The organism is Streptomyces sp. NPDC006265, from assembly GCF_040613555.1.
In the GTDB taxonomy this organism is placed as follows: domain Bacteria; phylum Actinomycetota; class Actinomycetes; order Streptomycetales; family Streptomycetaceae; genus Streptomyces.
This window is the reverse complement of record NZ_JBEXSH010000139.1, coordinates 1-13927: the sequence shown is the minus strand read 5'-3', so window position 1 is coordinate 13927 and position 13927 is coordinate 1. Positions and strand designations below refer to the sequence as shown.

At 69.0% G+C, this 13927-nt stretch carries 11 protein-coding genes; 7 read left to right on the top strand and 4 right to left on the bottom strand.

Features of this window, described 5'->3' with window-relative positions:
- The 7 genes from ABZ281_RS14345 to trxA form a co-directional block, all read left to right on the top strand.
- The coding region (locus ABZ281_RS14345) for a DUF6049 family protein (protein ID WP_356655370.1) at positions 1-2378 on the top strand (2378 nt) is incomplete at its 5' end.
- A 43-nt stretch (positions 2379-2421) separates the two neighbouring features.
- Positions 2422-4734, top strand: a complete 2313-nt coding sequence (gene murJ / locus ABZ281_RS14340; RefSeq protein ID WP_356655368.1) for a murein biosynthesis integral membrane protein MurJ — start codon at positions 2422-2424, stop codon at positions 4732-4734.
- A gap of 141 nt (positions 4735-4875) precedes the next feature.
- Positions 4876-6570: a protein kinase family protein gene (locus ABZ281_RS14335; protein WP_356655366.1), complete on the top strand. Its 1695-nt coding sequence runs from the start codon at positions 4876-4878 to the stop codon at positions 6568-6570.
- Between the two features lie 27 nt (positions 6571-6597).
- Positions 6598-7323 carry an RNA polymerase sigma factor SigM gene (sigM, locus tag ABZ281_RS14330; protein WP_356655364.1) on the top strand — a complete coding sequence of 242 codons (726 nt, stop codon included), beginning with the start codon at positions 6598-6600 and terminating at the stop codon, positions 7321-7323.
- A complete protein-coding gene (locus ABZ281_RS14325) occupies positions 7320-8243 on the top strand; it encodes a hypothetical protein (RefSeq protein ID WP_356655362.1) in 924 nt (307 codons plus the stop codon). Before sigM ends, ABZ281_RS14325 begins: the two co-directional genes overlap by 4 nt.
- Before the next feature lie 165 nt (positions 8244-8408).
- Complete coding sequence (gene trxB, locus ABZ281_RS14320; protein ID WP_356655360.1) at positions 8409-9377, top strand: thioredoxin-disulfide reductase; 969 nt, start codon at positions 8409-8411, stop codon at positions 9375-9377.
- A 45-nt stretch (positions 9378-9422) separates the two neighbouring features.
- Positions 9423-9755: a thioredoxin gene (gene trxA, locus ABZ281_RS14315; RefSeq protein WP_030847066.1), complete on the top strand. Its 333-nt coding sequence runs from the start codon at positions 9423-9425 to the stop codon at positions 9753-9755.
- 89 nt (positions 9756-9844) lie between these two features.
- Here the strand turns inward: trxA and ABZ281_RS14310 are convergent, their stop codons facing one another.
- The 4 genes from ABZ281_RS14310 to rsmG form a co-directional block, all read right to left on the bottom strand.
- Entirely contained in the window at positions 9845-10462 is a 618-nt protein-coding gene (locus ABZ281_RS14310; RefSeq protein ID WP_031102672.1) for a GNAT family N-acetyltransferase, read from the bottom strand.
- Positions 10463-10786: 324 nt separating this feature from the next.
- Positions 10787-11887 carry a ParB/RepB/Spo0J family partition protein gene (locus tag ABZ281_RS14305; RefSeq protein ID WP_356655358.1) on the bottom strand — a complete coding sequence of 367 codons (1101 nt, stop codon included), beginning with the start codon at positions 11885-11887 and terminating at the stop codon, positions 10787-10789.
- On the bottom strand, positions 11884-12960 hold the full coding sequence (locus ABZ281_RS14300) for a ParA family protein (RefSeq protein ID WP_282572876.1): 1077 nt from the start codon (positions 12958-12960) through the stop codon (positions 11884-11886). The genes ABZ281_RS14305 and ABZ281_RS14300 overlap by 4 nt, the downstream gene beginning before the upstream one ends.
- Before the next feature lie 367 nt (positions 12961-13327).
- On the bottom strand, positions 13328-13927 hold a 600-nt coding region (gene rsmG, locus ABZ281_RS14295; protein ID WP_356655356.1), incomplete at its 5' end, for a 16S rRNA (guanine(527)-N(7))-methyltransferase RsmG.

Genomic DNA, 13927 nt, shown 5'->3' with positions numbered 1-13927 from the left:
AAGACTACCAGGCAACCAGGCCCACCCCGCCCCGCCGCGGGCTGCGCCGCCCCGGGGCACTCCCCCCCGGCGCGCCGCTGGGGCCGGGCCCCCCCCCGGGCCCCCCCCCCCCGCCGGCGGACGCCGCCGGGCAGGAGTCCCTGCAGGCTGCCGCCGACGCGGGCTCGGTATCGGTCGCGGTCGATTCGCTCACCCCCAGCGCCCCCTCCGAGGGGGACACGATCACCGTGTCGGGCACGGTGACCAACAACGGCAAGCAGACGGTCACCGGTGCCCACCTCGACCTCCAGGTGGGGCCCCCTCTCCAGACCCGCTCGGCGATCTACACCCTCGCCAAGAAGAGCGACGACCTCCAGGGCCCTTCCGGTGAGAAGGTCGGCGGCAAGTACACCGAGAAGTACTCCGCGCTCACCCCCGGTGTCGCGGAGCCCTTCAGCATCTCCGTCCCGGCCGACAAGCTGGATCTCGGCGGTGACGGCGTCTACCAGCTGGCGGTCTCGCTCTCCGGGGAGACCTCGGCGCGGCCCTGGGGCCAGGTTCTCGGCATCCAGCGCACGTTCCTTCCGTGGCAGCCGGAGGAAGCCGGCACCAAGACAAAGACCACCTTCCTGTGGCCGCTCGTCTCCAGCGCCCACATGGCGGCCGAGACGGGGTCGAACGAGCAGCAGACACCGGTCTTCCGTGATGACGAGCTCGCCGAGGAGATCGCCCCGGGCGGCCGCCTCGACCAGATGGTGTCGCTGGGCAAGGGCCTCGACGTGACATGGGTGGTCGACCCGGACCTGCTGGCGTCCGTCGACGCGATGACGCGGAGCTACCAGGTCCGCGGCGCGGACGGCAGTACCACCCCCGGCAGGAACCAGGAGGTCGCCAAGCACTGGCTGGCCGAGCTCCAGCAGGCGGTCACCGGCGAAGAGGTGGCCGCCCTGCCGTTCGGCGACCCGGACCTGGCCTCCCTCGCCCACAACGGCACGAACGTCACCGGTTCCCTGGGCCACCTCAAGGAGGCCACCGACGTCGCCGACGAGACGGTGGACACGATCCTTCATGTGAAACCGTCCACGGACTTCGTCTGGCCGGTGGACGGCGCCGTCGACCCGTCGATCGTGAAGGTCGCCACATCCGCGGGCGCCGACAAGGTGATCACCCGCAGCGACAGCCTCCAGGACAACCTGTCGTACACGCCCTCCGCGGCCCGGCCCATCGGCGGCGGGACCACGGCCGTCGTCGCGGACTCCCGGATGTCTACGGCCTTCCAGGGCGACCTGACCAAGGCCTCCGCCTCCACACTCGCCGTGCAGCGCTTCCTGGCCCAGAGCCTCACGCTCGGCCTGCAGACCGGCAAGCAGCGCAGCGTCGTCGTCGCCCCGCAGCGCATGCCGTCCGTGAGCCAGGCACAGGCCATGGCCGAAGCTCTGGGAGCCCTCCAGGGTGGGGGCTGGTCCGAGTCGCAGGACCTCACGGCCGCCGCCAAGGCCAAGCCGGACCCGTCGGCCAACACGAGGGTGCCGTCGGCCTCCGCGTATCCCTCCGCGTTGCGCAAGCAGGAGCTGCCGCGGGCCGCTTTCGAGCAGATCGCCAGGACCCACAGCAAGCTCGACAAGTTCAAGGTGATCCTCACCCGCCAGTCCCGGGTGGTGACCCCGTTCGGGCGGGCCATGAACCGCGAGATGTCCACGTCGTGGCGCGGCAGGGGCGTCGCGGCCGTGGGATACCGCGATGGCATCGAGTCGTACCTCAACGGGCTCATCGACGGGGTCAAGCTGATCCAGAAGTCGGAGACCAAGCTCTCCGGCCGCAGCGCCATGATTCCCGTGACCGTCCAGAACAACCTGGTCCAGGGTGTCGAGCACCTGGAGCTGCGGCTCACGTCGAAGAACCCCACGCGCTTGAAGATCGGCGGGGACGCCTATGAGGAGCAGCACGTCACCGTCAACGGCGGCCATGCCCAGTCGGTGAAGTTCACCACGTCGGCCAACGCCAACGGCCGGGCGGAGGTCGTCGCCCAGCTGTATACGGAGGACGGGCAGAAGTACGGTGCCCCGGTCACCTTCGACGTGAAGGTCACCGAGGTCACGCCGACGGTGATGCTGGTCATCGGCGGTGGCGTACTGCTCCTGGTCCTCGCGGGGTTCCGGATGTACACCCACCGCAAGCGCGCCGCCGCCCGTGACGCCGCCGAGGCGGACGATGAGAGCGACGGCCCGCAGGACCAGGCCGACGCTCCGCAGAACCCGGAGTCCTCCGATGCACGTCTCACAGAGGAGTCCGCGGCCGGCTCACGGTCGGACGCCGCCGAGCAGCCGGGTGACCCGGCCCCGGACACCGCAGCGGAAAGCGCCGACCCGTCCGGCACGGGTGAGAGAGTGGACCGTTGAGAAGTCGTGGCCGGTGGGCCCGGGACGATGAGGTGGGGTAAGCATGAACGCGCCGTACGACGGTGACCGCGGCCGTGCCGCGGGCAACTCGGGCTACCCCGACGCGAGTGGACCCGAGGATTCACCGCCCGAGCACGGCCAGGTGCCGCCGCAGCCGCCCACGGACATCTACCTCCAGGACGCCTACGGCCAGGACCCCTACCGGGCACAGGACCTCTCCGCCCAGGACCCGGTCGGCGAGGCGCTCTACGACCGCGCCGCGCACCCACCGCCCGCTCCCGGCACGTACCAGCCGCAGCAGCCGATGTACGGCCAGCCGCCGCAGCCGCCCTACGCGCCCGACCCGCAGGTGTGGGCGCAAACGCCCGCGCCGGAGCCGGAAGGCCCGACGCGGCATCTGCCGTACGGCGACGACGCCCGCACCACCCAGTTCGTCGGCGTGGACGACCTCGTCTCCCAGGCGGGCGAACCGCGTCAGGAGCCGGACGCGTTCGCGCACCTCTTCCGGGACCAGCAGCAGGGCAGCGGTCACCCGTCCTACGACTCGCCGTCGGTCCCCGGCCCGTCCCCCGCCCCGGGGCAGATGGCGCAGGGCCCGTACGCACCGCAGGGGCAGTACGCACCGCAGGGGCAGTACGCGGAGCCCGGCCGGACCGCGGCGGTACCGCCCCTCGTGGACGAGACACCGGACCCCGAGCCCGCTGCCGCCTCCGCCCCGAAGAAGGGCGGCCGCGCCGCAGGCCTGATGAAGTCCAGCGCCGTGATGGCGGCGGGCACGATGGTCTCCCGCCTGACCGGCTTCATCCGCTCCGCGCTGATCGTGTCGGCGCTGGGCGTCGGCCTCCTGGGTGACACCTTCCAGGTCGCCTACCAGCTGCCGACGATGATCTACATCCTCACCGTCGGCGGTGGTCTCAACTCCGTCTTCGTGCCGCAGCTCGTGCGCGCCATGAAGGAGGACGACGACGGCGGCGAGGCGTACGCCAACCGCCTGCTCACCCTGGTCATCGTGGCGCTGGGCGGACTCACCGCGCTCTCCGTCCTCGGTGCACCGCTCCTGATCCGTGTGCTGTCGGACCCGGTGGCGAGCGATCCGGCCGCGAACGAGGTCGCCGTCACCTTCGCCCAGTACTTCCTGCCCACCATCTTCTTCATGGGCATCCACGTGGTGATGGGCCAGATCCTCAACGCCCGCGGCAAGTTCGGCGCGATGATGTGGACCCCGGTCTTGAACAACATCGTCATCATCGTGACGCTGGGCATGTTCATCTACGTCTACGGCACCGCGGCCAACTCCGGGATGAAGGCCGCGAACATCCCGCCGGAGGGCCAGCGCCTGCTCGGCATCGGCGTCCTGCTCGGCCTCGTGGTCCAGGCGCTCGCGATGATTCCCTACCTGCGCGAGACCGGCTTCCGGCTGCGGCTGCGCTTCGACTGGAAGGGCCAGGGGCTCGGCAAGGCCGTCACGCTGGCCAAGTGGACGGTCCTGTTCGTCCTCGCCAACCAGGCGGGCGCCATGATCGTCATCCAGCTGTCCACCGCGGCGGGCAAGGCCTCGCCGGTCGACGGCACAGGTTTCGCCGCCTACGCCAACGCACAGCTGATCTGGGGCCTGCCGCAGGCCATCATCACGGTCTCGCTCATGGCCGCCCTGCTGCCGCGCCTGTCGCGCTCGGCGGCCGAGGGCGACGGTGGGGCCGTCCGCGACGACATCTCCCAGGGCCTGCGCAACACAGCGGTCGCGATCGTGCCGATCGCGTTCGGATTCCTCTCCCTCGGCATCCCGATGTGCACGCTGATGTTCGGCTCCTCTGGCACCAGCGAGGCCACCAACATGGGCTTCATGCTGATGGCGTTCGGTCTCGGCCTGATCCCGTACTCCGTGCAGTACGTGGTCCTGCGCGCCTTCTACGCCTACGAGGACACCCGAACTCCCTTCTACAACACGGTCATCGTGGCCGCGGTCAACGCGATCGCTTCGGCGATCTGCTTCTTCGTCATCCCCTCCCGCTGGGCCGTGGTCGGCATGGCCGCCTCGTACGGCCTGGCCTACGCGATCGGCGTCGGCGTCGCCTGGCGCCGGCTGCGCAGGCGGCTCGGCGGGGATCTCGACGGCGCCCGCGTCCTGCGGACTTACGCCCGGCTGTGCATCGCGTCGGTCCCGGCCGCCCTGCTCAGCGGCGCGGCCTGCTACGGCATCGGCCACTCGCTCGGCCAGGGCCCGGCCGGCTCGTTGGCCGCGGTCCTGGCCGGCGGCGTCGTGCTGCTAGGGATCTTCTTCGTCGCCGCCCGCCGCATGCGCATCGAGGAACTCAACTCGCTGGTCGGCATGGTCCGCGGACGCCTGGGACGCTGAGTCGGGGGGTAGGCGCACAACCATCGTCAGCCACCGCGTGTCGTGCATAGCGGCGGACTGTGGGCACAATTGGTTTCGGCGTCGGACGGCACGCATGGGACGCCGGCCCGGCGCGTAATGGATGGGGAGGCAGGAACGACGGTGGCGGAACGGAGTACGGCTGCCGTCGACGTGGCAGACAACAGCGACGAGACGTCGCTGACCGCACAGGCGGACCAGTCCACGGCCGACGGGGTGGCCAAGAACCGGGAGCGGGACACGGACAGCGACGAGGTACAGGAGAGCACCAGGACCGACGGTGCCGGAACGACCTCGCCGCCCGAACTGCACAGTGGCCACAAACTCGCCAGACGCTACCGCCTCGAGGAGTGCGTCACCCGTCTGGACGGTTTCAGCAGTTGGCGTGCCGTGGACGAGAAGCTCCGCCGTGCCGTCGGGGTGCACATCCTGCCCGCCGACCACTCACGGGCCCGCTCCGTCCTGGCGGCCGCCCGCTCGTCCGCCCTCCTGGGTGACCCGCGCTTCGTCCAGGTGCTGGACGCGGTGGAGGAGAACGACGTCGTCTACGTCGTGCACGAATGGCTTCCCGACGCGACGGAACTGACCACGCTCCTCGCCTCCGGGCCCCTGGAGCCCTACGACGCCTACCAGATGGTCAGTCAGGTCTCCGCCGCCATGGCCGCCGCCCATCGTGAGGGTCTCGCCCATCTGCGGCTCAACCCCAACGCCGTGCTGCGCGCCTCGACCGGCCAGTGGCGCATCCGTGGCCTCGCCGTCAACGCCGCCCTGCGCGGCGTCTCGTCCGACACTCCGCAGCGCGCGGACACCGAGGCCATCGGCGCCCTGCTGTACGCGGCGCTCACCCAGCGTTGGCCGTACGAGAGCGACGCCTACGGCCTCTCGGGCCTGCCGAAGGACATCGGCCTGATCCCGCCCGACCAGGTGCGGGCCGGGGTGCACCGCGGTCTGTCCGAGCTCTCCATGCGCGCGCTCGTCAACGACGGCGCCACCGCGTCTCGGCACGAGTCGCCGTGCACCACGCCGGAGGAGCTGGTGAAGGCGATCGGCGAGATGCCCCGCATCCGCCCGCCGGAGCCGGCGTTCACCGCCCCGCCCGAGTATCAGCGCACGACGTACCAGCAGGGCACGTACGGTCGTCAGACCCCGCGTCCCGGCGTCACCCAGCCGGTCCCGACTCCGCCGCCTCCGCTCCAGAGCCGCACGGGCAAGGCCCTGAAGTGGGCCGTCTCCGCGCTCCTGATCGCCGCGCTGGGCCTCGGCAGCTGGCAGCTGGCGGACGCGCTGATGGACCAGGGCGGCAAGAACGAGGACCCGGGCCAGACGCAGACGAACGACGGGAACGACAAGAGCCCGAAGAAGCCGATCAGCAAGCCGATCGCCATCAGCGCCGCCCGCGACTTCGATCCTCTCGGGGATAAAGCGGAGAAGTCGTCCGACATCGGGAAGGTCTACGACAACAGCACGGCCACCTATTGGCAGACAGACTTCTACCTGAGCCCGGACTTCGGCCGGCTCAAGTCGGGCGTCGGCATAATCCTCGACCTGGGCAAGACGCAGCAGGTCGGGAAGGTGACCGTCAGGTTCGTGGGGGACACCTCGGTCGAGCTCCGCAGCGCGAGCTCGGACGCGGGCTCGGAACCGACGTCTCTGGACGCCTACTCCAAGGTCGCCGAAGGCTCAGGGACGACTGTCCAGCTCAAGCCCGGCAAGTCACTCAAGAGCCGGTACCTCCTCGTGTGGCTGACGAAGCTGCCGTTGCAGCCGGACGACGGCAAGTGGCGCGGCAGGGTGGCGGACATCAAGGTGACCAGCTGACGGCATCTGCCTCGAGGAAGGAGGCCGATGGCAGACGGCACCGGATATGACGGAGTGAGCGATCAGGATCTGCTCGCCCGGCACGTCGAAGGCGACCCCGGCGCGTTCGGTGAGATCGTGCGGCGGCATCGCGACCGCCTCTGGGCCGTTGCCCTGCGGACGCTCGGTGACCGCGAGGAGGCCGCTGACGCCGTGCAGGACGCCCTCGTATCCGCCTACCGGGGCGCCCACACCTTCCGGGGCCGGTCGGCCGTCACGACGTGGCTGCACAGGATCACGGTGAACGCGTGCCTGGATCGCGCCCGCAAGGCGGCCTCCCGGAAGACCTCTCCCGTCGACGACACCGAGCGCCTTGAGCAGCTGCTGGAGCCGCACGAGTCGGCTTCGGCCCCCGCCGAGCGCAACGATCTCCACCGGCAGCTCATCGAAGCCCTGGTGACCCTGCCGGCCGACCAGCGCGCCGCGCTCGTCCTGGTGGACATGCAGGGCTACCCCATCGCGGAGGCCGCCCGCATTCTCGACGTGCCGACCGGCACGGTGAAGAGCAGATGTGCGCGCGGTAGGGCCAGACTCCTGCCGCTGCTCACCCATCTACGGCCTGACAACAGCGGTGAGGGCAAGAACCCGGGCGGAGAACGGAACCGGACGCAGGGGCCGGCCGTCCCACCCGCAGCGGGACCACGCCGAGCGGGACCCCCGGACACAGGACCGAGCGACTCAGCTGCAGTGAAGGGCGGAGGTGGACGAGCGTGACGTCGACGACAGACATGGCCGGGCACCCGGACGTCGTGGAGATCTCCGACCTCGCCGAGGGGCTCCTCCCACCGGCCCGGAGCACCGACCTGCGCCGGCACCTGGACGACTGCGAGCTCTGTGCGGACGTGTACGCCTCCCTGGAGGAGATCCGCGGGCTGCTCGGCACGTTGCCGGGTCCGCCCCGTATGCCTGCCGATGTCGCGGGCCGCATCGATGCCGCTCTCGCCGCCGAGGCCCTGCTGAACGCCGCGGGACCGGAGACCGCAGAGAGTCCAGAGCCGGTGAGCGCTCCCGGCTCCCCTTCCGAGGACGACAGCGATGCGCATGTTTCACGTGAAACATCGACTCCCCCCAACCGGCCTGCGGGCCGTCCCCGGTCCTCCACCACCGGTCCGGGCCGCAAGAGCCGCACGCGCATCGGACGCCGCAGGATCGCCGTCCTGGGGACCGTCTTCACCGTGGCCGCCTTGGGCCTGGGATCTGTCCTGCTGTCGTCGCTCGGCGACAACAAGCCGTCCCATGACACGGCGGGCGAACGGCAGACCACGACCGCGGACACCTTCTCCGAGGGGAAGCTTCAGCAGCAGGTCACCGGTCTCTTGGCCGAGAACAAGACCAAGGGCGGCGGCTCCCGCACTCCCTTCGGCGCGGCGACGGCTCCCGGCACCAACCAGCCGAAGGTCCTCAGGGAAGCCGTAGTGCCCGGCTGCGTCCGCGACGGCATCGGGCGCGACGACGCGGCCCTGGCCACCGAGAACGGCACCTATCAAGGGAAGAAGGCCATGCTCGTGCTGCTTCCCGACGCCGCCGACGCCACTCGGGTCACCGCCTACATCGTTGACGCGACCTGTGTGGATCATGGGGCGTCCACCGCCGCCGGCAAGGTGCTCCTGAAGCGCAGCTACCCGTCTGCCTGAGCGAACGCTTCGTCTTCGCGCTGCGGGGTCACCGCAGGGCGCCGCATCTCCGTGTGCCCGGACACAGCGGGAATGCGCGCCCCTTAGGATCCGTTGGGTGGGGTGAGAGGTCCTAGAGAACTCCCACCGCTCGACCGACGCAGTCCAGAGACGAGGAAACAAGCCGTGAGCGACGTCCGTAACGTGATCATCATCGGCTCCGGGCCCGCCGGCTACACGGCGGCGCTCTACACCGCGCGCGCGTCGCTGAAGCCACTGGTGTTCGAGGGCGCCGTCACCGCGGGTGGCGCGCTCATGAACACCACCGACGTCGAGAACTTCCCGGGCTTCCAGGACGGCATCATGGGCCCCGAGCTCATGGACAACATGCGCGCCCAGTCGGAGCGCTTTGGAGCCGAGCTCGTACCGGACGACATCGTGACCGTCGACCTGAGCGGTGAGATCAAGACCGTCACGGACACGGCCGGCACCGTGCACCGGGCGAAGGCCGTCATCGTCGCCACCGGCTCGCAGCACCGCAAGCTCGGACTGCCGAACGAGGACGCTCTGTCGGGCCGCGGTGTGTCCTGGTGCGCCACCTGTGATGGGTTCTTCTTCAAGGACCAGGACATCGCCGTGATCGGTGGTGGCGACACCGCGATGGAGGAGGCCACCTTCCTCTCGCGGTTCGCCAAGTCGGTGACCATCGTCCACCGCCGCGACACCCTGCGCGCCTCCAAGGCCATGCAGGAGCGTGCCTTCGCCGACCCGAAGATCTCCTTCGTGTGGGACAGCGAGGTCGCCGAGATCCAGGGTGACCCGAAGCTCTCCGGTCTGAAGCTGCGCAACCTCAAGACCGGTGAGATCTCGGACCTGCCGGTGACCGGCCTCTTCATCGCCATCGGCCACGACCCGCGCACCGAGCTCTTCAAGGGTCAGCTCGACCTGGACGAAGAGGGCTACCTGAAGGTGAGCGCGCCGTCGACGCGCACGAACCTGACCGGTGTCTTCGGCGCCGGCGACGTGGTCGACCACACCTACCGTCAGGCGATCACCGCGGCCGGGACCGGCTGCTCCGCAGCTCTCGACGCCGAGCGCTACCTCGCCGCCCTGGCGGATGAGGAGCAGCCCGAGCCCGAGAAGACCTCCGTCTGACCTCCCCCTACCCGCCCCACGCACCAACCAGTTAAGGAGCCCGCCGTGGCCGGCACCCTGAAGAATGTGACCGACGACTCCTTCGAGCAGGACGTTCTCAAGAGCGACAAGCCTGTTCTGGTGGACTTCTGGGCCGCCTGGTGCGGTCCGTGCCGCCAGATCGCGCCGTCCCTCGAGGCGATCGCCTCCGAGTACGGCGACAAGATCGAGATCGTCAAGCTGAACATTGATGAGAACCCGGGTACGGCCGCCAAGTACGGCGTCATGTCCATCCCGACCCTGAACGTCTACCAGGGTGGCGAGGTCGCCAAGACCATCGTGGGCGCGAAGCCGAAGGCCGCGATCGTTCGCGACCTCGAGGAGTTCATCGCCGAGTGAATCGGCTGAACTGTCGCGCCGCCGGTGCGTGTTTCACGTGAAACACGAATGGGCCAACCCGGAAGGGTTGGCCCATTCGTTTGTCTGCTCTACAGAGGTCGCAGCGCCGGCTCCTTCTGCACGGCTCCCAGGAGCCGGTCCAAGGCCATCTCGACGTCTTCCTTCCAGGAGAGCGTCGACCTCAGTTCCAGTCTCAGCCGCGGATGGGTGGGATGCTGGCGGACCGTCTTGAAGCCCACTGCCAGAAGATGGTCGGCGGGCAGCACACAGGCGGGTTCCTTCCAGCGTGCGTCTCCGAAGGCCTCGATCGCCTTGAAGCCACGTCGCAGCAGATCCTTGGCGACCGTCTGAACCATTACTCGGCCCAGTCCCTGCCCTTGGTAGCCGGGCACGATGAACGCGGTCATCAGCTGCACCGCGTCAGGCGAGACAGGACTCGTGGGGAACGCCGTGGAGCGTGGGACGTAGGCGGGTGGGGCGTACAGCACATAGCCCACCGGCACGTCGTCGACATACACGACCCGGCCGCAGGATCCCCAGTCCAGCAGAACCGCTGAGATCCAGGCTTCCTTCTCCGGAGCGGACGTGCCCTCCTTTACCGCGGCCTCACCGCTGACTGGGTCGAGCTCCCAGAAGACACACGAGCGACAACGCTTGGGAAGGTCCTGGAGGTTGTCCAGCGTGAGCGGTACGAGCCGGCGGCCCATGAAGGCTGTTCCTCGCTTCCTTCGCCCGCCACCGCGTCGCGGGCGGCTGTCAGAGCGCTCCGTTCCTTGAGGAGACCGCCGATGAATCCACCGACCGCTCCCAGCCCCAAACCGGCGCTCACCAGTCCGGTGCGGCTCATGGTTCGCATGGCCCCTGCCTCCCTCTCACAGGTGCTGCCGAGTGGTTGCGCCGTACCTGACGCATCGTATCCACGAAGCGATTCCATCGATACCGCCAGAAAGGAAAGAGCGAGCCACGTTCCGGCACACACCGGACACGGCTCGCTCTGTCTGCCTGCACAGCACAGGCTCCATGCTGGAGGCTCAGGACTCGCTCTCCTCGGAGTCGCCCTCCGAGAGACTCTTCTGCAGGACCGGCCCCTCGCCAGGAGCGAGTGAGCCGAGGATCCGCTCAAGATCCTCCATCGACGCGAACTCGACGGTGATCTTGCCCTTCTTCTGCCCCAGGTCGACCTTCACCCGCGTTTCGAAACGGTCCGAGAGCCGTGTGGCGAGGTCGGACAGTGCCGGAGAGACGCGGGTACCGGCGCGCGGGCCCTTGGGCTTCTGAGCCTTCTGAGGCCGCGACCCCATCAGGGTCACGATCTCCTCGACGGCTCGCACCGAGAGGCCCTCGGCCACGATGCGGTGAGCCAGCCGATCCTGCTCCTCCGAGTCCTCGACGGAGAGCAGTGCCCGCGCGTGACCGGCGGAGAGCACCCCGGCGGCCACCCGGCGCTGTACGGCCGGCGAGAGCTTCAACAGACGCAGGGTGTTGGAAACCTGCGGGCGGGATCGGCCGATGCGGTCCGCCAGCTGATCGTGCGTGCAGTTGAAGTCCCTCAGCAGCTGGTCGTAGGCGGCCGCCTCTTCCAGCGGGTTCAGCTGGGCACGGTGCAGGTTCTCCAGCAGTGCGTCCAGGAGGAGCTTCTCGTCCTCGGTGGCCCGCACGATCGCCGGGATCGCCTCCAGCCCAGCCTCGCGGCAAGCCCGCCAGCGGCGCTCACCCATGATGAGCTCATAGCGGTCGACACCCACCTGCCGTACGACGACCGGCTGGAGGAGTCCTACTTCCTTGATGGAGGTGATGAGCTCGGACAGTGCATCCTCGTCGAAGACCTCACGTGGCTGACGCGGGTTCGGCGTGATGGAGTCGAGCGGGATCTCGGCGAAGTGCGCGCCGAGGGGAGCCGCAGGCAGGGCAGGAGCACTCGGCTGCGCCGGCTCCTCTGTTTCACGTGAAACAGTCGGCAGCGTCGCTACCTTCGCCGCGGCCACCCCACGATCGTTCGGCAGCAGAGGCACCGCCGCCGGGGATGTGGACGTAGCGTTCCCCGCCGCAGCCTGCGCCACCGACTTCTCCGTCGGTGCGGCAGGGATCAGTGCGCCGAGACCACGGCCCAGCCCCCTCCGTCGCTCGCTCACTGGATACCCTCCACCATGCTCGGGTCGTTCTGCTGTACGCCGATATGGGCGTGCGTGGCGTCATAGCTGATGCCAACGCCCTTCAGCGCGATCTCGCGTGCCGCCTCAAGGTAGGAGAGGGCACCACTCGATCCTGGATCGTAGGTCAGAACCGTCTGCCCATAGCTCGGCGCCTCCGAGATACGGACGGAACGGGGGATGCTCGTTCGCAGCACTTCGTCGCCGAAGTGGGTGCGCACCTCTTCAGCGACCTGGGACGCGAGGCGCGTCCGGCCGTCGTACATGGTGAGCAGGATGGTCGATACATGCAGGGCGGGGTTGAGGTGCCCCCGCACCAGGTCGACGTTGCGCAGCAGCTGTCCGAGGCCTTCCAGTGCGTAGTACTCGCACTGGATGGGGATCAGAACTTCCTGACCCGCCACGAGCGCATTGACCGTCAGGAGACCGAGTGAGGGCGGGCAGTCGATGAGGATGTAGTCCAGCGGCTGCTCGTACGCCTGGATCGCGCGCTGCAGCCTGCTCTCCCGCGCCACGAGGGACACCAGCTCGATCTCCGCACCGGCGAGATCGATCGTGGCAGGGGCGCAGAAGAGACCCTCGACATCGGGAACCGGCTGGACGACCTCGGAGAGAGGCCTACTCTCGACCAACACGTCGTAGATGGAAGGGACTTCGGCGTGGTGGTCGATGCCCAGCGCGGTGGACGCATTGCCTTGTGGGTCGAGGTCGACCACCAGGACCCGGCCACCGTGCAGCGCCAGTGATGCGGCAAGGTTGACGGTCGTCGTCGTCTTGCCCACACCACCCTTCTGGTTGGCGACCACGATGATTCGGGTCTGCTCGGGCCGTGGCAAGCCCTCGCCGGCACGACCCAGAGCCTCCACCGCCAGTTGGGCAGCACGACCGATGGGAGTGTCGTCCATCGGAGGCGGTGTTTCACGTGAAACATCCGCCCCCATCGACTCGGTACGGGGACCGGGGACCGGATCGGTCATCGGTCCCGCGATGTTGGCGTCGGACCGCAAGGATTCACTCTCCTCGACTTCAGGCTCGCAATGAACAGAGCCTCCCATGTCTTCGGGGTCGTGAACCAGTGAGGCCTGGCGTTCTGTGGAGAAATCCACCTCTGTGGATACCTCAGGTCCCTCATCGAGTGAACCAAGAGGCTTTCGGTCGCGGGGTTCGGCCGCAGCGCGGCCACGACTGATGATGCCGTGCAGCAGTGAGCGACGTTTCACGTGAAACACGATGCACAGCAGCCGTGGCTGGACTGTCGCGACACTCCGGCATGCATAGGTTTGGCAGCTTGTGTGGAGTACGTCTCGGCATCAGGACGGATCAGTGCGGCGAAGACAGATCAGCGCCCCCTGGACAGATCGGCGGGTGCCCGGACGGATAAGGCAGCGCCCGAACAGATCCGCGTCGTCGGAACGGATCAGCTCAGCGCCGACGGCGCGTCCGCCCCGTGCGGGCCGCCTTGGCGCGCTTCGCAGCGAAGCGCACACCGCCAGGGCTCTCCCCGACCTCCACCCGCACGACGGTGGACAACGGGTCCACCACGCCCTCACCCACATGCAGGATGGACGTCTCCACTGCACCCAGCTTGCTCAGCGCCACCGACGCGCTCTTCAGCTCCTCCTCGGCGGTGTCGCCCTTGAGCGCGAGCATCTCCCCGTACGGCCGCAGCAACGGAATGCCCCAGGTGGCGAGCCGGTCGAGCGGGGCGACAGCTCGGGCCGTCACCACATGGACGGGCTGGATCTTCCCCATGACCTCCTCGGCCCGGCCCCGCACCACGGTCACATGGTCGAGGCCGAGCAGCTCCACGACCTCGGTGAGGAAGTTGGTGCGCCGCAGCAGCGGCTCCAGGAGCGTGATCTTCAGGTCGGTGCGGACCAGCGCCAGGGGAATGCCGGGGAGACCGGCGCCCGAGCCGACATCGCACACCGTCACACCGTCGGGCACGACCTCCGAGAGCACCGCACAGTTCAGCAGGTGCCGCTCCCACAGGCGAGGCACCTCACGCGGGCCGATGAGGCC